The sequence below is a fragment of the Pelosinus baikalensis genome, from assembly GCF_020819555.1.
GTDB lineage: Bacteria > Bacillota > Negativicutes > DSM-13327 > DSM-13327 > Pelosinus > Pelosinus baikalensis.
This window is the reverse complement of the sequence record NZ_JAJHJB010000001.1, coordinates 274,469-294,595: the sequence shown is the minus strand read 5'-3', so window position 1 is coordinate 294,595 and position 20,127 is coordinate 274,469. Positions and strand designations below refer to the sequence as shown.

Sequence of the window (20,127 nt, the reverse complement as noted above, 5' to 3'; positions counted from 1 at the left end):
TGCAGCGTGGAAATGGAACACATTGCTTTCACTCTTATCTTACATGCAGGAAATGCACGCAGCTATTGTTTCGAGGCTCTAAGCTTTGCGCGAATCGGAAAACATAAAGAGGCTTTTGAATGCCTCAAAGAGTCAACTAAAGAATTACAAAAAGCACATACCTTGCAAACGAATCTATTGCAAACGGAAGCAAAAGGTGAAAAGCAAGAAATGAACTTGTTAGTAGTCCATGCGCAAGATCACCTAATGAATGCATTATTAGCGAGGGATTTGATTAAAGAAATGATTGGCATGATACAAGAGGGATCATCAGCGGCAAGTATTTAAAATACTAATGCAATCTATAAGATATTCTGAATATACCTAGCGCTATTTTTGAAGTAAGATTTAGATAAATAATTATGAGGTACATACTTCTTAATTAATAGCTCACTTAGTGGTCAAAATAGCTAAGGAGGAATATTAAAATCTTCCAAATGCAGTCAAATCAATAGTTAGATGCAGAAGCAAGCCGATTAGCCTGACACATTATGCGTCAGGCTAATCGGCTTGCTGCACCACAGGCTGCAGGAGAAATCAAATGACAGACTCAGCTTTACTATAGTATAGTGAATAGGATACACTAGTCATAATCTAACAGCGTTAGTGATTTACTTGGATTGCATTGAGAAAGAATTGGAGCTTACAACTTATGAAAAAATATAAAAGAATATATGTAGAAATAACAAATGTTTGTAACCTAACATGTGATTTTTGTCCTGAAACCAAAAGGAAACCTGAATGTATGTCAGAAGCTGCATTTAAAGAAATTCTGGATCAGATTAAACCTTTTGCAGATTATATCTACTTACATGTAATGGGGGAGCCTTTATTGCATCCTAAATTAGGACGTCTTCTCGATATAAGTCACGAAAAGGGGTTTAAAGTAAACATTACAACAAACGGTACTTTAATCGCTGCCGTAGCAGAAACCTTGATTCAAAAACCTGCAGTGAGACAAATCAATTTTTCACTTCATAGTTTTGATGGAAATCAGAAGTCCATATCGAAGGATGAGTATATTGATAACATTTTAAATTTTTCTAACAAGGCAGCAGCAGAGTCGAACATAATTATATCCTTACGATTATGGAACTTGGATGAAGCGTTGCTGACAGCGGATCAAAGAAAAAGAAATGTAGAGATCCTTTATAAAATTGAAGAGAATTTTAAACTGTCTTATAAAATACAGGGAAATTTGTCTGAAGCCAAAGCGTTGAAATTAAGAGAGCGAGTATATCTCAATCAGGATTATGAGTTTAAATGGCCTGATTTAAACGAGGAAGAGGATTTCACACCAGGCTCTTGCTTTGGTTTAAGGAATCAAGTTGCTATTTTAGTTGATGGCACAGTAGTACCCTGCTGTCTTGATGGGGAAGGGACCATTAACTTAGGTAATATTCATGAAAATCAATTTTCTGATATTATACACGCAAAAAGAGCAGAAAATATAAGGCTTGGTTTTTGCAATACTCATGTGGTGGAAGAACTGTGCAGAAAATGCGGGTATAGAAAAAGATTTAACAAATAGACTCCTTTCCGTCTTCGCGTTTCAAAAAAGACGATAGGAAGGTTTGTCAATCCCAGAAAACTATGATAGTATATTTGCGTATAAGGAGATTGCTACGTTTTCATAAATTTACAAACTCGTAATTGCTATTTTTACGAAATAAAAAGAAAATTAAAAGTAATTCTTATATCAATACATGAGCAATAATGAATGGAGAAATGAAATTATGATGGATTTGCCAAATTGCCCAAAATGTAATTCAGAGTATACTTATGAAGATGGAAGTCTTCTGATCTGTCCAGAATGCAGTCATGAGTGGACTTTAGAAGGCGAAAACAGTGAAGAAAAAAAGATTATCAAAGATGCAAACGGAAATGCTTTAAACGATGGTGATTCTGTAACAATTATTAAGGACCTTAAGGTAAAAGGAAGCTCATCGGCTTTAAAAATAGGTACAAAAGTAAAAAATATACGTTTGGTTGATGGCGATCATAATATTGATTGTCAAATTGAAGGTTTTGGGGCCATGAAATTAAAATCTGAATTTGTTAAAAAGATATAAGCTTGATTTTCACTCACATACCCCTGTATTGGTAAAATCATGTTTACAATACTCTCAATAAAGCGAAGATACCCCTAATCTAGTTTATGACTAGGGGTATCTTCTTTAGGTTTTGCAAAGTGGATTTACTTTTTGCAGGAGATTGTGTTTTAATAGTAAATAAACACAATATATACCAAATAACTCGCAAGAATTTGCCAAACATTACATTCAAGTGGGAGTGATTTTTTTGCGACATACAAAAGGAATTTCTAAGAAAATGAGAGAATTGTCCAATCAAGCTTATGAGCGAGAGCTGAGAAAAGAATTGGAGAATTTAGCAGGGAAATTTACACTATGGCAGGAGAATGAACTGGGTATTTGGGACTTGGAAGAGGCAATCCATCAGTTTCATAATGGTGCAGCGAGAGAGCTTTATAAACGGTACACAATGTTATCACCAGAGCTGGTTTTACCTTATGCGTTGTATAAGAATATTATTGCGTATGAGGAACTGCCTAAGGAAATTGCCGATGAGATTAAAATGAGGACAGCTTTATATAGGAATAATTGAGATCAGAGGTGCATTGATGAAATTAAATGATTTTGAGCAATATGTGGATGACATTATTATGGAGCGTGGGCGGCAGTATTATCAAGAGAAAAGAACTGGGATTATTGAGAACCAACAGGATCATCGATATGTGGTTGCTGTCACCGGCAGTGACGATTATTTGGTTGCCGTACAGCTGGATGAGCAAGAAACAATAGTAGAAGTAGGGTGCAACTGCCCTTATACTGGAGGCCCGTACTGCAAGCATATGGTAGCTGCCCTTTTAGCATTGCGCAAAGAAGAAGTGCACACTGTGGCTGCTAAAAAGGTAAGCTCTGAGAAAAAAACAGGAACCGTTTTACCAGTGAAGACAAGTCTTAGGGAACAGCTTAAAAGCAGCCTGTCTCGCCAACCGAAGGAAAAACTCATTAATTTACTTCTGGACATAGCGGAAAATGATTTGACCATTGCCGATGAGATCAAAGCAGAGTTTAACTCTGGAAGTGACGAAAAAGAAAAGTGGATTCGCTTAATGCGGCGCTATATTGAGGAAGCAAAAGATGATAATGGTTTTATTAGTTACCGGAATTGCCAGCGTGCTGTTGAAGGAGCTTACAAAGTGGTGGCGCGGGCACGGAGAGCATGTGATGAACAAGAATATGAACTTGCTGCGGATTTGGCATTATGTGTGATGGGTGAAATGACTGGTATGCTGCAGTTTGCTGATGATTCAGCAGGAGATGTGGGCACAATTATCTATGAAGTACAGGATGTATTAGTGCAAATTACTGATACGGTTCCCCCAGGACCAAAGGCAGAAAAGTGCTTTCTCAAAATTCTTCACGAAGCGGGTCAAAGACGTTATCATGACTGGTCCGAATGGAGAATGGACTTGCTGCATTTTTGCATTGCGGTGATCACAAATCCTAGGCAGCGAGAGCAATTCGAACAATACCTGAGGAAAATTTCTCTGGAAATGGAAGAAAAGGATCAAGACGCTTTTTTTCACGAATATGAATCTGAAGCGATTGCCCTTTTGCAATATGAACTGATTGATAAATTTGATGGTAAAAAAGCTGCTGTAGATTTTCTTTATGCACATCGAAATTTTTCCCGCTTTCGAGAATTAGCGATACAGGAGGCACTGGCAGTACAAGATTATGATAGGGTAGAGATGTTAGCATTGGAAGGTGAAGAGCACGATCACAAGTTGCCAGGGCTGATAAAAAAGTGGAAAGAGTTTCGCGTTGAGGTGTATAGACTAACTAAGCAATTGGATAAAATGCGGGAAGTGAGCCGTGAGTTGGCATTATCCGGTGAATTTACCTACTATCAGAAATTAAAGACTATGTATGATTCGGCTGAGTGGGCGCAAATTTATCCTGGTATTTTGGTGGAGTTTGCAAAACAATCCGGATATATGCACAATTATACGTCTGCTATTATTGAAGAGCAGGAATGGGAAAAGCTTTTAGAGTATGTTCAAAAGAATCCCCATCGTATTGTGGATTTCTACCGTCCGTTACTAGCAAAATACCCGGAGCAGGTCTATGAGCTCTTTAAAGAAGAGATCCTTCAGGACGCAGCTCGTAGTTCGAAACGATCTCATTACAAAAATGTCTGTTCTCATTTACGATTATTAGTAAAAATCGGCGGCAATCATATTGCGGCTGATTTGGTTAAGCACTTGATGTTCGAATACATGCGCAGACCTGCTTTTTGCGAAGAGTTAAAAAATGTGAAAGTAAAATAATAAGAGGCATATTGTAGTTATAATTTTAAATGAGACGAAGGCGTTGTTTTCATATTTTTATATTTTCTTATGACCAGGATTTTTTAGTTCTGGTTATTTTTTTTATGCAAATTATCTTATGCTTTATATGAGCGGAATAGTTGTCGAAGTTGATTGGGCGTCATATTGGTGATTTTTATTCTGATAGAGAGATTAACACGCTATGTAACCTTTAATGGTGATCATGCATAAAATAATATGCGGATAGTTATATTCAGCAGAAAGGAAGGAGAAGAAATCAATGTCTAATATTGATTCATTTACATTTCCTTTGGGGGCCATCGTGTCGGTTATTACGAACTCAGGTGTAGTATACGTAGGAACTCTTTAGAGGTGCGTCATTGTAATGATACTAATGGACCTGGCCTGCAATTTCTGTTTATCCAATTAACAATTGCTGTTGGATCGTATGTCGTGGGAGAACTGATTGCAATCAATATAAATGAAATAAGTTCAATTGGTTCCATTATAATTTCGTAAGGGAGAGTGTGTAAAATAATTCCTTAGGCCTAAGTGCTTAAGGATTTGTTAGATTTCAGATACATTTTGAGGTGTTTCTCATTCCGTATTTTAAGCCATATTTATTGATAGATGAATTGGGATATACTAAATAATAAATAATTGAGCAGGAGAGATTTTATGGAGTATCTAGAATTTCTACAAGCTGATATCCTATGTTTATTATATGACTACGGCGAAATGACAGCAGAAGAAATAAACTCAGTATTGGGAAGTGAGCATGAAGATGTAGAATCTGCTCTTTTTCAATTGGTAATCGAGGAAAAGATTCGAGAAGTAGCCGAAGAAAAATACACTGCTGTAGATGAATTAAAGGTAAAGCGACTAAAGAAAGACTTTCCAATTGTGTTTTAAGGGGATGAAGAAATTTAATCGTCTTGCCTTCGGGTGAGACGATTTTAGTATTTACAAACAATTCCAGCAATATTTAATATTTATAATTTACATAATTGCGTTTTTTAATAGAATAAACTTTTTAATTGACAATGATTATTGATTGAAATATATTTACATCAAGAATAATAACTGGTAAAACTAAAGGAGTGATAATTATGACAATATTAAAGAAAATAGGTGCTTTCATTATTGAAGAATTAAAACGACAGGGCGAAATCATGCAGAAAACAGGATTCCATGATTAAATGAATGTATTGATGTATAACAATATGTCTTGAAGCTATGTTTAGGAAGAAACATCCTATGCATGGCTTATTTTTTTGTTAATATTCACTCTTTACTTATAATCTCATAAAACTTTAAATGAGCTGTTTATAACGCGAGAGGAACGCAATGAAAGTTATCAACAACCATTCACATGTTATTAACAGGTTTATCCACAAGAAAGTCGTCTACCTTTTATATGAGTGGACGACGCTGCTAACTGACATCAATTTGATGCCTATCTTATCGTAACTCATCGTACTAACTTTTAAGAACATTAAAATTGATAGCGCACACTTACGCTATACGTTCTTCCAGAGGTTGCTTCACTAGCATAAAATTCCTTGTCAAAAAGGTTTTGGATACTAAATTGTAATGTCGTATTAGGTGTTACTTTATAATTGAAGTAAGTATTCATCACGAAGAAAGCATCCTCTGAGCCGTATTCTCCCGTACTTGTATCAGGGGCTTGCCGTTCGCTGACATATTGTGCGTCTAAAATAGCATTGAATTTGTTTTTATTATACTCAATGCCGGTATGTAACAAATGTTTTGGTATATCAAAGTCGTTTTTTTCCTTGCCGCTAGCATTTGTGATTTTACCATTTTGCCATGCGTAATTAATATAGCCATTCCAATTTGTACTAAATTTATGAGTAAAATCGAATTCTACACCTCTGCGTTTTTCAGTACCTGCATTTTCATATCTTTTAAAATCTACAATGGATGTTCCTGGCAGATAGTGAGATATATAGGCAACTTTATCATCAGTCTTTACATGATATAAAGAAATCCCCAAATTGGTTTTTTCATTTAACGATTTTTTCATACCAATTTCAAAGGTATCAGAGGTTTCAGGGTCTAAATCAGGATTTGCTATGACATCACCCATTCCTCCCCCTCCGTACCGATATACTTGATAAAGGAGTGGTGGATTAAAAGAATGTCCATAGGAAGTATAATAGCTAGTAGATTTATTCGCTTTATATTCAAAAGAAATTTTTGGACTCAATTCATCATAACTGCCATTATCGTGGTTTTTACTCGTTGATGGGTTCAATACTTCACCGGCATCATAGTAATGAGAATAACCGTTATACTTTTTATAATGGTCATAACGGACTCCTAAATACATTGTTACAGGATCAGAAATCTTATATTCATCTTGCACAAATAAAGCAATATTTTTAGCTTTTCCTCCATGTTTCTCATAGAAACTGGTCACTGAATTATGATCTTTCCAGTTAGTCAGATTGTATCTTGTTTGATCAAAAGACTCTTCTTTTCCATTGAAGCCAGCAACAATTGTATGCTTCCCAATATTTTCCCATGCCTTTTGAAAATCAATATTATAGGTTTTGTTTGGATAAAAAGAGTTTGTTCCTTTACCTTCCCAATTAATATTTGTTACCGAAGAAGACGCACTGCTGAATCCATCTTTTTTCGTATCGCTAAATCCAATGTTTAACTGCACTTTATGATCATCATCTTGATAATTTAATGTGTGTAAATCAGTTTCCCTTCTTCCTACGTATCCCAAAAAATTGCCTGCAGTTAACTTCACATAGCTACCATCTTGGGTCTTTACAGTTCCATTAAAAATTGGATTGCCATTTGCATCATAAGCATAGGTGAAAGGATTTTTGTAAGAATAGTCATTTTTGCTTTTCATATACGTATATTTCAACGATTTATTATCATCAAATTTATATTTTAAATGAAAAGACTGGTTTTCATTTTCCCATTCTTTTTCACCACGACCGCCAATAAGGTATGACCCATCAGATATTTTAGGTAAATTTACATTTTTGATCGTACTTGGGTTTACCGTTGTACTTGCGCTGCCGTTAGCGGTTCGATAATAACCGCGATAGCCGTCTGAGGACCTTTTTTCATATCCTGCTCCAACAGATAGTTTGTCATTTAATTTTTGATCAAAATACATACTTTTTTTCCATGTATTATTGCTTCCATAGGAAACAACAGCATCAATACTGGTATCTTTTTCACTATCTTTTGTAGTAATATTTACAACTGCGCCAACCGCGCGTCCTCCATACAAAGATGATGCTGCTCCCCGAGCAATTTCAATACGGGCAATACGCTCTACAGGGATCATCTCCCAGTTCATAACTCCATTCCAACCAGAATTCATCGGCTGTCCATCTAAGAGAACCAGAATATCAGTGCTGCCAAAACCTCTGATACTGATTCCGCCCTGTGCGATTGGACTCATGTAGACACCTGTTTTCATTTGCAATGCTTCCGTGACAGATGTCACATTTTTGGCAGCGATTTCCTCTGCGGTAATCACATCAACACTGGCTGGAACTTCTTTCACATCTTTCATTGTTCTAGTAGCGGTTACAATCATTTGATCCAAAGTGAAAGTAGGAGTCGATGTTTCTTCTTCGGCAGCAAGGGAATTGCCTCCGCCCAGCAGCATCGAACTAGTAAGCAGCATTGTTATTAAAACTTCTTTATTGGCATTTATTAGTTTTGCTTTCTTTTTCACTCAAAGATTTCCTCCTTAGATTTTAATACACACGAATTAGCCCCTCTCTGAAATTCAGAAAGGGGCTATAAAGCATAAAAGATTCCGTTCATATTCGATTCTGACCTTTGCAACAGCCAAAAAAGATTGTTCTCTCTAAATCCCCTCCTCATCGCTCGTGAGTATAACGGTGACTAACAATCAGGCAGTTCTCCTGGCTTTCGGATCTTTGCTTACCCGCGTCTTCCCAAAGCTTGCGCTCCAGTGACATCTTTGCGGATTCACTCCCCGTTACAGTGGCGGGACCGCGCCGGTATTACACCGGTCTTCCCTATTAAGCCCTTGCGGGCACCTGACGTAACGATATTCAATTTTTAGTAAGACAAGCTATACCATCTATTACTTTTATCACTTCTTACTAGGAATTGTCAAGAAAATTCTGTCTGTTTATAGGGGATAATAAAAAATTTCAACTATTTTTGTAATGTCTACTATCCAAATCGCCGCTGGCATTGATAATATCTTTGATAAAAATTACTCTGAATTTATTAGTCGGTCAGGGGCGTTGAGTTTATGAGTAACGACGGCTTGATCCTCCTGCCGCTAAAATTACGTAGTTAGGTATTAAACCTTCTGTATCATAACGGAAGGCATTTAGTATTTTAAAGAAATAATACGTATGTTACTATTAACACGAGATAAGTAGTGCAGATAGTAATAAGGAGGAAGAATAAGTGTCTATATTCAATTTACGACAAAAAGAATTAATCAGACTACTTATTGCAGAAAATGATTTTAAACCAATTAAATATTATTCGGGAGTTCTTAAAGTATCTGATAAAACACTATCCAAAGATATAAATTTTATTGAAAATTATTTGAAAAATAAAAATATTGAGATTACTCGCAAGCCGGGGAGTGGTATACAAATAAAGATTGGTAATCATCAAAAAATCGATTTACTAAATGATATCAATGCAAATTTAGGAGCATTCGATCCATTGTCAATCAAAAATCGCAGAATAGAAACTTTGAAATTGTTGCTTACGAAATCAAATCAAAATACATCCATTCAAAAATTGGCAGATACATACTATGTTAGCAAAGCCTCCATTGCAAATGATTTAAAGTTCATAGGGGATTGGCTGCAAAGCTATGATATTACACTCAATAGAAGTGTGGAAGGCACAAAGATTAATGGATCAGAAGTAAATATACGAAAAGCAATTGCGTCCATTACCAATGAATTACTAAATGATACTAGTGATGGCCTTGATGAAAGGAGCATCTCTAGGCTTGATTCACAGACAATAAAGGGATTATCTAAGATCTTTGATATTGATTTAGTCTTATATATTGAAAAAATATTGATTGATTTAGAAAAAACATTGGAATATACGATTGGTGATCCATATTTTATTAATTTATTGACCCATATTCTTATCTGTATAAAAAGAGTAAGTGAAGGCAACCAAATCCAAGGGCAGAATAATAGCAGCTTCATGTTTCTGTCTACTGACAACCTAATATCCGAAAGTGCTGCTAAGCTAGCGCTAAAAATTTATGAAAAATGTAAAATTAATATTAATGACTCAGAAATTCATTATATTTATCAATACCTGGTTTCATGCGGAGTTGGACAACGACTACTGGGGAATTCATTAGTTATTAAAAAAGACCAGGAAGTGAATTACATTGATATAACTACTTCTCTAATCAAAATGGTCTCAGATATTTTAACCTTTGATTTGACCAAAGATCCTTTGCTGCATGATGGATTAATATTGCATATTAGACCAATGCTAAATCGTCTTAAATATAACATTCAAATAAAAAATCCATTATTAAAAGAAATTGAGGAACGATTTACTGAAATGTTAAGCATATGCCAGATCGTAGTGCATTTGATTACCTTAAAATACAATTTAAATACTATTAGTATTGATGAAATTGGATATTTAGTGACTTATTTTCAAGCAGCCATTGAAAGAGGAATCAGTTATAAGAAAGTAATTGTAGTTTGCCATAGCGGCTATGGTACTTCACAATTATTGACAACTCGATTGAGAAGGGCATTTCCCCAGTGGCAGATTGGCGATGTAATATCAGAACATAAATTAAGCACGATCAATTTAGATGATATCGACTTTATTATCTCAACAGTTCATTTAACGATTAAAGAAAAACCATATATGCTTGTTTCAGCATTATTAAATGAAAAAGACATTAAAAATATTAAGAGCATCTTAATTGAAGATTCATTTGAAAATACTAAGCAAGATTTACAACTAGAAAATCTTGAAAAATTAATTTCTGCTACTGATATTTACATTAACACAGAAGATGCATTCATTATTAATGATCTAGAAAATAACAATGCACAAAAATTATCGTTTTATAAAGTTGAATTCGGCAAAGAAATACAGATATTCTTGGCTGGAAATTGCAATGTTAAACGACTTGCAATCCAAATCGTGAACAATACGGAAGACGGCAATCGTATAAAATTTTTATATTCTCAATCCTGATTATGAACACGTAAAAGATATAGTCATGGAGATCTATCACTTATACGAGGCAAAAAATGAAATGAATTATCTGCTAGAATGCACTCGCACTATCGATGTGCAACGCTTTTTAATGAAAATTTGAAGGGAATGGGGTAGAATTATGGATTTATCAAAAGTGATAAGAAGTGAAACAATCAAATTGGATATGGAGGCTACCACAAAAGAGGAAGTTGTGGAAGAGTTAACGGACTTATTGTTTCAGGTAAATGCGATATCAAATCGAGAGAACTTTCTAAAAGATGTATTTTATCGGGAATCAATAGGAACAACTGGAATTGGTAATGGCATCGCTATTCCCCATGGAAAATCAAAATTTGTTAACAAAACATCACTGGCTATTGGGAGAACGAAAGCTGATATTGATTGGAAAAGCCTGGATGATCAGCCGGTTCGTTTTATTATTTTATTTGCTGTTACTGAAGAAGATAAAAATAGCACTCATATAAAGATATTAGCAAAAGTAGCTAGTAATTTAGGAGATGATGATGTCTGTGCCAAGTTATTAAAGGCTAAATCACCTGAAGAAATCTTAGATATATTTTCAGGCAGATAATTAAAGAAAGGGGAGGGATGTTATGAAAATTGTTGGAATTGCAGCTTGTACTTCAGGAATTGCTCATACGTATATTGCAAAAGAAAAATTAATGAAAGCGGCTAAAGAGTTAGGGCATGAAATTCACATTGAGACCCAGGGAACAATAGGAACGGAGGATGAATTAACGGATCTCGATATTAAGAATGCAGATATCGTAATCGTAGCAGCCGATATCAACGTTGGTGGTAAAGAACGATTTGCAGGCAAGAAAATTCTCAATATTCCAACCAATATTGCTATTAAATCGCCAAAATCAATCATAAAAAAGATCCAGGCTGACTTAGGACTATAATTAAATATGGATAATTAGAGGAGAGATAGTATGCTCAAAAAATTACAACTTAAAAAACATGCAATGACGGGTATTTCCTATATGTTGCCTCTGGTTGTAACAGCGGGACTTCTTATTGCTATTGGAAATCTCTCAGGCGGATCAGTCATAAAAAATTACAAAGAAGCGTATTCAATTGCTGATGCGCTGGTTTCTCTGGGTGTATTTGGCATGGGTTTAATTGTTCCGGTAATAGCAGGTGCTATTAGCTATTCCATTGCTGATCGTCCAGGTATTGCTCCGGGTTTAATGATGGGCTTAATAGCGAATGCAATTGGTGCTGGTTTCCTAGGTGGCATGTTAGGAGGATATATCGTTGGCTATTTCGTACAATATTTAAAAAATAATTTGAAAGTACCAGTATGGGCTCAAGGTCTAATGCCAATGATGATTTTACCCTTAATTTCAACTATGATTGTAGGCTTACTTATGTTCTATGTAATTGGTACTCCCATCGTTTGGTTAACAGCAACACTAACAGAGGTATTAAAAGGTTTGCAAGGTGGCTCAAGATTTATATTCGGTTTAGGAATGGGCGCGATGGCAGCATTTGACTTTGGCGGACCAGTAAATAAAGTTGCTTCATTATTTGCAGATGGTTTATTAGTAGAAGGAATATATGGACCAGAAGCTGTTAAAATTCTTGCATCCATGGTTCCGCCATTCGGCGTTGCATTATCATGGATCATAGCAAGGAAAAAATATTCAAAAGAAGAAGCAGAAAATATTAAAATTGCATTCCCCATGGGCGTTGCGATGATAACGGAAGGAGTTATTCCCATTGCAGCCAGAGATCCAGTTCGTGTTATCGCTGCTTGTTCCATAGGGGCAGCCATAGGTGGCGGATTTTCCATGCTTTGGAATGTAGGAAGCCCCGTGCCTTCAGGCGGTATGTTTATCGTGCCTGCCATGGAGAATCCAATAGGATTTTTAGCTGCCTTATCCATTGGCACAGTGATAACGGCTGCAATATTAGTGTTAACGAAAAAAACGGCCTCAGACGATTCATTCTTTGATGAAGAAGATGAAAGCGTAGATTTATCAGAACTTAACATCACAGATCAAATTAGATGAGAGGGTGAAACATGTACGTTTCAATGAAAGAAATGCTCAAAAAAGCAAATGAAGGATATTATGCAGTTATGGCAATTAATTGTTTTAATCTAGAAACGATTAGAGCTGTCATTACTGCAGGGGAACTTGAAAAAGCACCAATCATCGTAAATATAGTACAAGATCATTTAGTAAGACATTGTGATAGTGGTTTAATTGCTCCCGTTGTGAAAATGTTAGCAGCAAGTTCCGATGGAGAAGTTGCTTTAAATTTGGATCATGGTACAGAGTATCAATATTTAACCCAGGCAATGATAAGTGGGTTTTCTTCTGTAATGGTGGATGCTTCTCGCTATGATTTAAGGGGAAATATTGAATTCAGCAAAAAGATTGTGGAATTTGCCAAAGAATACAATGTAAGTGTCGAAGGCGAAATTGGCTGCATGGGAACCAATGAAGATGGTTCTTTTACACAAACTGCAATGTATTCAGACCCCGATGAAGCAAAGCTCTTCGCAGAGGAAACAGGAGTTGATGCTTTAGCGATATCTTTTGGATCATCTCATGGAAACTATCCAGATGGAATTGTGCCAAAATTTGATTTCCAGCGATTAAAAGCAATTAAAGATAAAACAAAAGTACCTCTTGTTTTACATGGAGGATCAGGTTCTGGTGAAGATAATATTTTGCAGGCAGTACAGTTTGGCATTAATAAGATCAATGTTGGCTGTGATTTTTTCAATGCGTGCGCAGAAAGCACGAAAGTCCAATTTAAAGAAACCCCTGATAAGAACTACTTTGAATTAATTCACCAAGTAGAAAAAGACAGTATTGAGAAAGTTAGATATTATATTCGATTAGCAGGATCAAGTGATAAATCAATATAAAATATGAGGAGAGACGCACATGTTAATGAATATGAAAGAATTGTTGAAAGTCGCGCAGAAAAATCAGTTTGCAGTACCTGCATTCAATATCGGCAGTGGACAAATTTTAACAGCAGTGGTTCAAAGTGCAGAAGCAATGCAATGTCCAGTAATCTTAGCAATTCATCCAGATGAATTATCCTTTTTAGGAGATAGCTTTGTTGAATCCTGCAAAGCAGAAGCTAACGCAGCCAAAGTACCAATGGTTATTCATTTAGATCATGGTGGAAGTTTTGAACAAGTAATGCGTGCAATTCAATGTGGTTTTACTTCCGTAATGATTGATGGCTCCCATTTGTCATATGAAGACAATATTGAAATAACCAAAAAAGTTGTAGGAGCAGCCCATCCAATTCATATTTCAGTAGAAGCAGAATTAGGAACAATAGGGACTACTGGGACCTCTGCTGAGGGGGGAGCAAGCGAGATTATATACACTGATCCTAAGTTAGCAAAAGACTTTGTTGCCAAAACTGGAATTGATACATTAGCAGTTGCTATTGGAACGGCTCATGGTATTTACCCGAAAGGAATGAAGCCAAAACTTAGGTTGGATTTATTAAAAGAGATAAGAGATGTTGTTATGGTTCCATTAGTTTTACACGGAGGTTCATCAAATGCAGATGAAGAGATTGCGGAATCCGTAAAAATCGGAATCTCTAAAATAAACATTTCTAGCGACGTAAAAGCAGCTTACTATAAAAAGGTGCGTGAAGTGTTAAAAGATAATGAAGGTTGGTATGAACCCAACGCTATTTATCCGCCATGTATAGCAGCAGCACGTGAAGTTATTGAATTCAAGATGAATTTATTTAACGCAGTGGATAAAGTGAAATTATATAAATAAAAAAGTTTTTAGCCTCATAGCCTATTGAATCTACAATGATTCACATCCAGTTACTTTTTAGATCACTTTACAGGAAAATCAAATCTTTTTGGGAAAAATTTAGAGACATAATTCGCCTTTATTTGGTGAATTATGTCTCTCTTTGACATATTTCTGCAAAAGTTCCATATATCAAGCAGATGAAATTATTCTCTCTCATTAAGCGCTTAACGCGGTAACTACCGACATTGGCGCTTAAATGTGAAACTTACCGACTGCTTGCCGTAAATTCATTGCCAAATTAGCTAACGCTTGGCTGGAGGAGGCTATTTCCTGCATTGATGCTGATTGTTCCTGGGTCGCAGCCGATACGGTCTGGGCTTCACCCGATGCTTTTTTACTAAGTGTGTCGATCTGTTTTACTGATTCGACAATCCGTTGGCTGCCAACAGCCATTTGTTCTATCTCAGTAGATATTTCTTTTATTTGATTCGAGACTTTATATATTAGATCAGCTATTTCCTGAAAGGCTTTTCCGGAAGCGTTCACTACTTGCTCCCACCTTAACTTCCCTGGTGCCATCATTCATGGCATCTACAGCTTTGTCGGTATCTCCTTGTATTTCCCCAATTAAAGAGGCGATTTGTTTCGCTGCATCTTGTGATTGTTCCGCAAGTTTACGGACTTCTTCTGCAACTACAGCAAAGCCCCGTCCTTGCTCTCCTGCACGTGCAGCTTCTATGGCAGCGTTTAGAGCCAGTAAATTCGTTTGTCCTGCAATACTGGAAATCGTATCAACAATCTGTCCAATTTCTTTGGAACGCTCTCCCAATTTGGCAACTACTTGTGCAGAGGAGATGACCGTCTGCTCGATAGAGGCCATTTGATTTACTGCCTTATCAACGGACTTGTTACCTTCGTTGGCTTTTTCTGCTGCTAAAGACGATTGTTCAGCCACCTGATTTGTATTAGCTGAAACTTGCTGGATACTAGCTGACATATTTATGACAATCTCCGAGGTGCCATTGGCGACACTTAACTGTTCGTCCATTCCATTAGCTACATCGGTAATGGCCCCGGCAACCTGATTAGCAGCTTGAGATGATTGGTCAGCGCTGGCAGTCAATTCTTCGGAAGAGGCAGCCACCTGTTCCGCAGAGTCATTGACATGCTGCATCAATGTACGGATGCTGGCACGTGTGTTTGCCAAGGCATCTGCCAATTGTCCAAATTCATCTTTACTGGAAAATGTACGGGGCTTGTCACTAAAATCACCAGCAGATAATTGATTGCAAAATAATACCATCGTATGTAAGGGTTTTGTTATAATCTTGGTAATGTACCAGCCTAATAATCCTAATAGTAAAGAAGACATTAAAATGATACTAATCATAATCTGCGTTGCTTTTACAACCGATTCATGATTGTTTGCATTCATTTGCTCTGATAATGCGGTGTAATAATCCATAAGATTTCGTAAGCTGCCAGTAAGGTCATTTGTCAATGGTTCTACTTCTTTAACATATGCCGCATAAGCCTCTGCATTTTTCTTTTCCTGTGTCAACTTAATAACTTGATCTCTCGCTGAAATCTGCTTTTCTAGAGCGCTTTGTACTTTATCTAATAATTCTTTACCTTGTGAGTCTGTAGGAATTTTCTCAATTTCTGCAAGTGCGTTCCTAATTAGGGTTGAGCGATTATCAATATTACTTCTTAACTTTTGATTCTTTTTCTCATCAGTTGAAACCATCAGCTCTATTGTTGCTGCGATTGATCCTCTGACATTCGTAGCACTTTCATTTACCAGTTTAACTGGAACCAATCGGTCCTTATACATCAAATTCATATTCGTATCTGACTGTCTAAGATAATGATACCCTGTATATCCGACAACCCCCATACATAAAAAACCGATAAAGACTAGTATTATTAATTTTAATTGGACTTTCATATTTTCAATAAATTGCATTTTTCCCCTCTCCTTTTAAAAATTTTCCAAGCTGATTTAGTCAATCGGCGTATTCGAATATCTAAATCAATTAAAATAGTAATGGTGAAATCTTTCATACCTCCTCGTTGGTAGTTTTTTAAACAATAAAAGACGGTCAGGAATATCCCGACCGTCTACATGCGTGACTAAGCATGGCGGCCTGGCAATCTTGATCGTGTAACGACTGTAGACCCATAGCTTTGCGTCCCTGCTTTTCAACAGGTTTGCCAATATATTTAATTTGTTTGCTAATCGTTGCATTTTTTGTTACATATTATTGCACATAATGTCAAAAAAATACCAATTTTTATGTTGTCATTGTATAATAGGGATAAGGTATAATCAAATACTTATTATTTTATATCCGATATAGTTTTTCTCTATACCAGATATAAAACTAATATGTATTTGAAAGATTAAGTTTCGACTGATCGTTCATGCAAGGGCGGATGATGGCAGTGCAAAGCCTTGTGGCTGAGCTGACAAACAGAAAAGGAAGATGAATGGCTGTGACAGAACGGATTCTATTTTACAAAAAGCCAATATCAATCCAATGATTATACTGACTACCAAAAGCTATGAAACTGCAAGACGGCTTTCTTGTGAAGGGATTGGCATAACCTTTGTTCCGCTGCAATATTTGCAAATTTTTCCTGGTATCTATCAACCTGCCTACTATTATATCAATGAAAAATATGAGCCCTATTGGACAATGTGTGTAGCGGTTCAGAAAAATGCATATATTTCTAAAGCTGCACAGCTATTTATTCAAATCGTGAATGAAAGGTTTGGATAAACCCCTGCGGAGTAGTGCTGCGCATCTGATAGGATAAGGCTTATAATGTAGAAAGCTAATAAAGAGAAGATACCCATAATCTATCTGATTACTAGATTATGGGCATCTTCTCTTTTAGTTTTAAAAGTATAGAGATGTTAACAAATCCTTTCCCCTTGGCACTTAATTGAAAGATGTCAGAATGTTACAAATATGTAAATAGGTTGACAAATACAATAAAAACGGTTATTATTTCCATATACAAACACAAATCAGTAAGCTTCTTTGGCGGGAATCCTTTGATATGTGTGGTTGCTTTGGTATGCTTTTTTAGTATGCTTTTTTAGTATGCGTATTTTTAGCGTGAAAGAATAATAACCCACAAATCAGTAAGCTTCTTTGGCGGGAATCCACTGATTTATGGGCTGCTTTGGCATATTTTACATATGCACGCATTAATTTTAGCATAGTAACGGAGATTTGTAAATGATAAATTTTTGTGGTTTTTTTTTGTTAAAAATTAAGAAATTAAAGATATCCCAAACTTATGACGTTTTAACTCCTTTTAGTCAGGAAATTAAAAAACTTGAAAGATTAAAAGAGAGTTTTAATTAGAAAATTATTATGAAAGGGGATAGAAAAGAAATGATTACGTATGTTTTTCCTGGTCAAGGTTCCCAGAGTAAAGGAATGGGGGGAACACTTTTTGATGAATTTAAAGAATTAACGGCAGAGGCAGATGTAATTTTAGGATATTCGATTAAGGAACTTTGTTTGGAAGATGTAGACTTAAATTTAAGTCAAACCCAATATACTCAACCTGCTTTATATGTAGTAAATGCACTAAGCTATCTTAAAAGAATTGAAGAAACTGGGATAAAGCCCGATTTTGTTGCCGGTCATAGTTTAGGGGAATATAATGCATTATTTGCGGCAGGAGCATTTGATTTTGCAACAGGATTGAAACTGGTGCAAAAGAGAGGCGAGCTAATGAGTCATGCTACCGGGAGTGGTATGGCCGCAGTGATTGGGTTAAATGAAGAGCAAATAGCTGATGTTTTAAAACAAAATAATTTGCAGAGTATAGATATTGCAAATTATAATTCACCGACTCAAATTGTAATTTCGGGTTTGAAAACTGACATTGAACATGCTCAGCCTATTTTTGAGGGGATTAAGGACGTAAAAATGTTTGTTACCTTAAAAACAAGCGGAGCTTTTCATTCTCGTTATATGGAAGGGGCTAAAAGAGAATTTGAAACCTTTATAAATAGCTTTGAATTTTTCCAATTAGCGATACCTGTAATTTCCAATGTTCATGCCAGACCATATAAACAATCTGATATTAAACAAAATATAGTGGAACAAATTACACATCCAGTGAAATGGACAGAAAGTATTAGATATTTGATGGGGCTTGGAGAAATGGAATTTAAAGAAATTGGATCAGGTAAAGTTTTAACCGGATTAGTTCAACGGATTAAAAGAGAAGCGGAGCCATTGGTAATTAAAAGTGCTGAAAAGCAAGTTCAAAATGTTCTACCTTCATGTTTAGGGAGTTCTGAGTTTAAAAAGGATTATAACCTTACATATGCTTATGTAACCGGTGGAATGTATCGGGGAGTAGCGTCCAAAGAAATAGTAGTAAAAATGGGCAAGGCAGGAATGCTAGGCTTTTTTGGTACGGGAGGCTTGAACTTGTCGCAAATTGAAGATGCAATTCAATATATTCAAAAGGAGCTCTTAGCAGGAGAAGCTTATGGGATGAATTTATTACATAATCCAAACAATCCTGAAATGGAAGAAAAAACAATTGATCTTTATATAAATTATGGTGTGAAAAACGTGGAAGCAGCGGCCTTTATAAATGTTACGCCGTCCTTAGTAAAATATCGTGTCAAAGGGTTAAAAAAAAATGAACAAGGAAAAGTTATTACTTCAAACAAGATTATCGCCAAATTATCTCGGCCGGAGGTGGCACAAGCATTCTTAAGTCCGGCTCCGGCACAAATTCTCGCTAAGCTAGTAAGCGAAAATAAGATTACACAGGAGGAAGCTGATTTATCTACCCAAATTCCTATGGCGGATGATATTTGTGTGGAGGCCGATTCTGGCGGTCATACAGATGGTGGCGTAGCCTATGCACTAACACCAGCAGTAATCAAATTACGAGACGATATGATGGAAAAATATCAGTATAATAAGAAGGTTCGGATAGGAGCCGCCGGTGGAATTGGAACTCCTCAGGCCGCGGCAGCAGCTTTTATATTAGGTGCAGACTTTATCGTAACAGGTTCGATCAACCAATGCACGGTAGAAGCAGCTACCAGTGATGCAGTAAAAGATTTATTGCAAGAAATGAATGTCCAGGATACGGAGTATGCACCAGCTGGGGATATGTTTGAATTGGGTGCTAAAGTTCAAGTGTTAAAAAAAGGATTATTTTTTTCAGCCAGGGCTAACAAATTATTTGAGTTATACCGTCAATATAACTCCTTGAATGAAATTGATGAAAAGACTAAGAAGCAGATTCAGGAGAGATATTTTAAAAGAAGTTTTGAAGAAGTCTATAATGATGTCAAAGCTTTTTATCCAGCTCAAGAAATCGAAAAAGCGGAACGCAACCCTAAACACAAGATGGCTTTGATTTTCAGATGGTATTTTGGCTATAGTAGTCGTCTGGCTTTAAGTGGGAGTACTGAATCTAAAGTAGACTTTCAAATTCATTGCGGTCCGGCACTAGGATCTTTTAATCAATGGGTTAGAGGAACAACTTTAGAAAATTGGCAAGAACGGCATGTTGACGAAATAGCATTAAAACTAATGCATGAAACAGCGGAACTATTGGATCAACGTTTTAATACTTTCCTAAGTGCTTAAATTAGCAGAGTTAGGGAAGATGGTTTTCTAAACAGTTATTCCGATATTATGTATCAATTATGAAATAAATATT

Annotated in this window: 17 protein-coding genes and 2 riboswitches; of the genes, 14 read left to right on the top strand and 3 right to left on the bottom strand. The window is 36.1% G+C overall.

Going from position 1 to position 20,127, the window contains the following annotated elements; all coding sequences use genetic code 11:
- The first annotated feature begins 12 nt into the window (after nucleotides 1–12).
- The 6 genes from LMF89_RS01170 to LMF89_RS01145 all read left to right on the top strand — a co-directional run bounded on the left by LMF89_RS01170 (nucleotide 13) and on the right by LMF89_RS01145 (nucleotide 5,308).
- Complete coding sequence (locus LMF89_RS01170) at nucleotides 13–327, top strand: PTS sugar transporter subunit IIA (protein ID WP_229533549.1); 315 nt, start codon at nucleotides 13–15, stop codon at nucleotides 325–327.
- A gap of 364 nt (nucleotides 328–691) precedes the next feature.
- Nucleotides 692–1,570, top strand: coding sequence for a radical SAM/SPASM domain-containing protein (locus LMF89_RS01165; RefSeq protein ID WP_229533500.1), 879 nt, complete (start codon nucleotides 692–694; stop codon nucleotides 1,568–1,570).
- A 205-nt stretch (nucleotides 1,571–1,775) separates the two neighbouring features.
- Nucleotides 1,776–2,111: a zinc ribbon domain-containing protein YjdM gene (locus LMF89_RS01160; RefSeq protein WP_007932966.1), complete on the top strand. Its 336-nt coding sequence runs from the start codon at nucleotides 1,776–1,778 to the stop codon at nucleotides 2,109–2,111.
- A 229-nt stretch (nucleotides 2,112–2,340) separates the two neighbouring features.
- A complete protein-coding gene (locus tag LMF89_RS01155; protein ID WP_229533499.1) occupies nucleotides 2,341–2,664 on the top strand; it encodes a hypothetical protein in 324 nt (107 codons plus the stop codon).
- A gap of 16 nt (nucleotides 2,665–2,680) precedes the next feature.
- Nucleotides 2,681–4,396, top strand: a complete 1,716-nt coding sequence (locus LMF89_RS01150) for an SWIM zinc finger family protein (protein ID WP_229533498.1) — start codon at nucleotides 2,681–2,683, stop codon at nucleotides 4,394–4,396.
- Nucleotides 4,397–5,074: 678 nt separating this feature from the next.
- Nucleotides 5,075–5,308, top strand: a complete 234-nt coding sequence (locus LMF89_RS01145) for a hypothetical protein (RefSeq protein WP_229533497.1) — start codon at nucleotides 5,075–5,077, stop codon at nucleotides 5,306–5,308.
- A 583-nt stretch (nucleotides 5,309–5,891) separates the two neighbouring features.
- On the opposite strand, the gene LMF89_RS01140 is transcribed toward LMF89_RS01145, so the two are convergent.
- Nucleotides 5,892–8,129 (bottom strand): TonB-dependent receptor, encoded by a 2,238-nt coding sequence (locus tag LMF89_RS01140; protein WP_229533496.1) that lies wholly within the window; start codon nucleotides 8,127–8,129, stop codon nucleotides 5,892–5,894.
- A 166-nt stretch (nucleotides 8,130–8,295) separates the two neighbouring features.
- Nucleotides 8,296–8,479, bottom strand: a riboswitch (cobalamin riboswitch).
- 363 nt (nucleotides 8,480–8,842) lie between these two features.
- Here LMF89_RS01140 and LMF89_RS01135 point away from each other — a divergent pair.
- The 6 genes from LMF89_RS01135 to LMF89_RS01110 all read left to right on the top strand — a co-directional run bounded on the left by LMF89_RS01135 (nucleotide 8,843) and on the right by LMF89_RS01110 (nucleotide 14,430).
- Entirely contained in the window at nucleotides 8,843–10,636 is a 1,794-nt protein-coding gene (locus tag LMF89_RS01135; RefSeq protein WP_229533495.1) for a BglG family transcription antiterminator, read from the top strand.
- A 142-nt stretch (nucleotides 10,637–10,778) separates the two neighbouring features.
- Nucleotides 10,779–11,231, top strand: a complete 453-nt coding sequence (locus tag LMF89_RS01130; protein ID WP_229533494.1) for a PTS sugar transporter subunit IIA — start codon at nucleotides 10,779–10,781, stop codon at nucleotides 11,229–11,231.
- A 22-nt stretch (nucleotides 11,232–11,253) separates the two neighbouring features.
- Nucleotides 11,254–11,565 (top strand): PTS fructose transporter subunit IIB, encoded by a 312-nt coding sequence (locus tag LMF89_RS01125; protein ID WP_007957991.1) that lies wholly within the window; start codon nucleotides 11,254–11,256, stop codon nucleotides 11,563–11,565.
- 30 nt (nucleotides 11,566–11,595) lie between these two features.
- Nucleotides 11,596–12,678: a PTS fructose transporter subunit IIC gene (locus LMF89_RS01120; RefSeq protein ID WP_229533493.1), complete on the top strand. Its 1,083-nt coding sequence runs from the start codon at nucleotides 11,596–11,598 to the stop codon at nucleotides 12,676–12,678.
- A gap of 11 nt (nucleotides 12,679–12,689) precedes the next feature.
- Nucleotides 12,690–13,544, top strand: coding sequence for a class II fructose-bisphosphate aldolase (locus LMF89_RS01115; RefSeq protein ID WP_229533492.1), 855 nt, complete (start codon nucleotides 12,690–12,692; stop codon nucleotides 13,542–13,544).
- A 19-nt stretch (nucleotides 13,545–13,563) separates the two neighbouring features.
- Entirely contained in the window at nucleotides 13,564–14,430 is an 867-nt protein-coding gene (locus tag LMF89_RS01110) for a ketose-bisphosphate aldolase (protein WP_229533491.1), read from the top strand.
- Between the two features lie 234 nt (nucleotides 14,431–14,664).
- Here LMF89_RS01110 and LMF89_RS26095 read toward each other — a convergent pair whose 3' ends face one another.
- Together LMF89_RS26095 and LMF89_RS01105 are read right to left on the bottom strand one after the other, a co-directional pair.
- The gene (locus LMF89_RS26095) at nucleotides 14,665–14,958 is read right to left on the bottom strand and encodes a hypothetical protein (protein ID WP_369412551.1); all 294 of its coding nucleotides are present in this window, start codon (nucleotides 14,956–14,958) and stop codon (nucleotides 14,665–14,667) included.
- Nucleotides 14,921–16,378, bottom strand: coding sequence for a methyl-accepting chemotaxis protein (locus tag LMF89_RS01105; protein ID WP_369412550.1), 1,458 nt, complete (start codon nucleotides 16,376–16,378; stop codon nucleotides 14,921–14,923). The genes LMF89_RS26095 and LMF89_RS01105 overlap by 38 nt, the downstream gene beginning before the upstream one ends.
- 172 nt (nucleotides 16,379–16,550) lie before the next feature.
- Nucleotides 16,551–16,638: riboswitch (cyclic di-GMP riboswitch) on the bottom strand.
- Between the two features lie 260 nt (nucleotides 16,639–16,898).
- On the opposite strand from LMF89_RS01105, the gene LMF89_RS01100 reads away from it, so the two are divergent.
- Nucleotides 16,899–17,195 carry a LysR family transcriptional regulator substrate-binding protein gene (locus tag LMF89_RS01100; RefSeq protein ID WP_229533490.1) on the top strand — a complete coding sequence of 99 codons (297 nt, stop codon included), beginning with the start codon at nucleotides 16,899–16,901 and terminating at the stop codon, nucleotides 17,193–17,195.
- A 624-nt stretch (nucleotides 17,196–17,819) separates the two neighbouring features.
- Nucleotides 17,820–20,054 carry an ACP S-malonyltransferase gene (fabD, locus tag LMF89_RS01095; RefSeq protein WP_229533489.1) on the top strand — a complete coding sequence of 745 codons (2,235 nt, stop codon included), beginning with the start codon at nucleotides 17,820–17,822 and terminating at the stop codon, nucleotides 20,052–20,054.
- The last annotated feature ends 73 nt before the right edge of the window (nucleotides 20,055–20,127 follow it).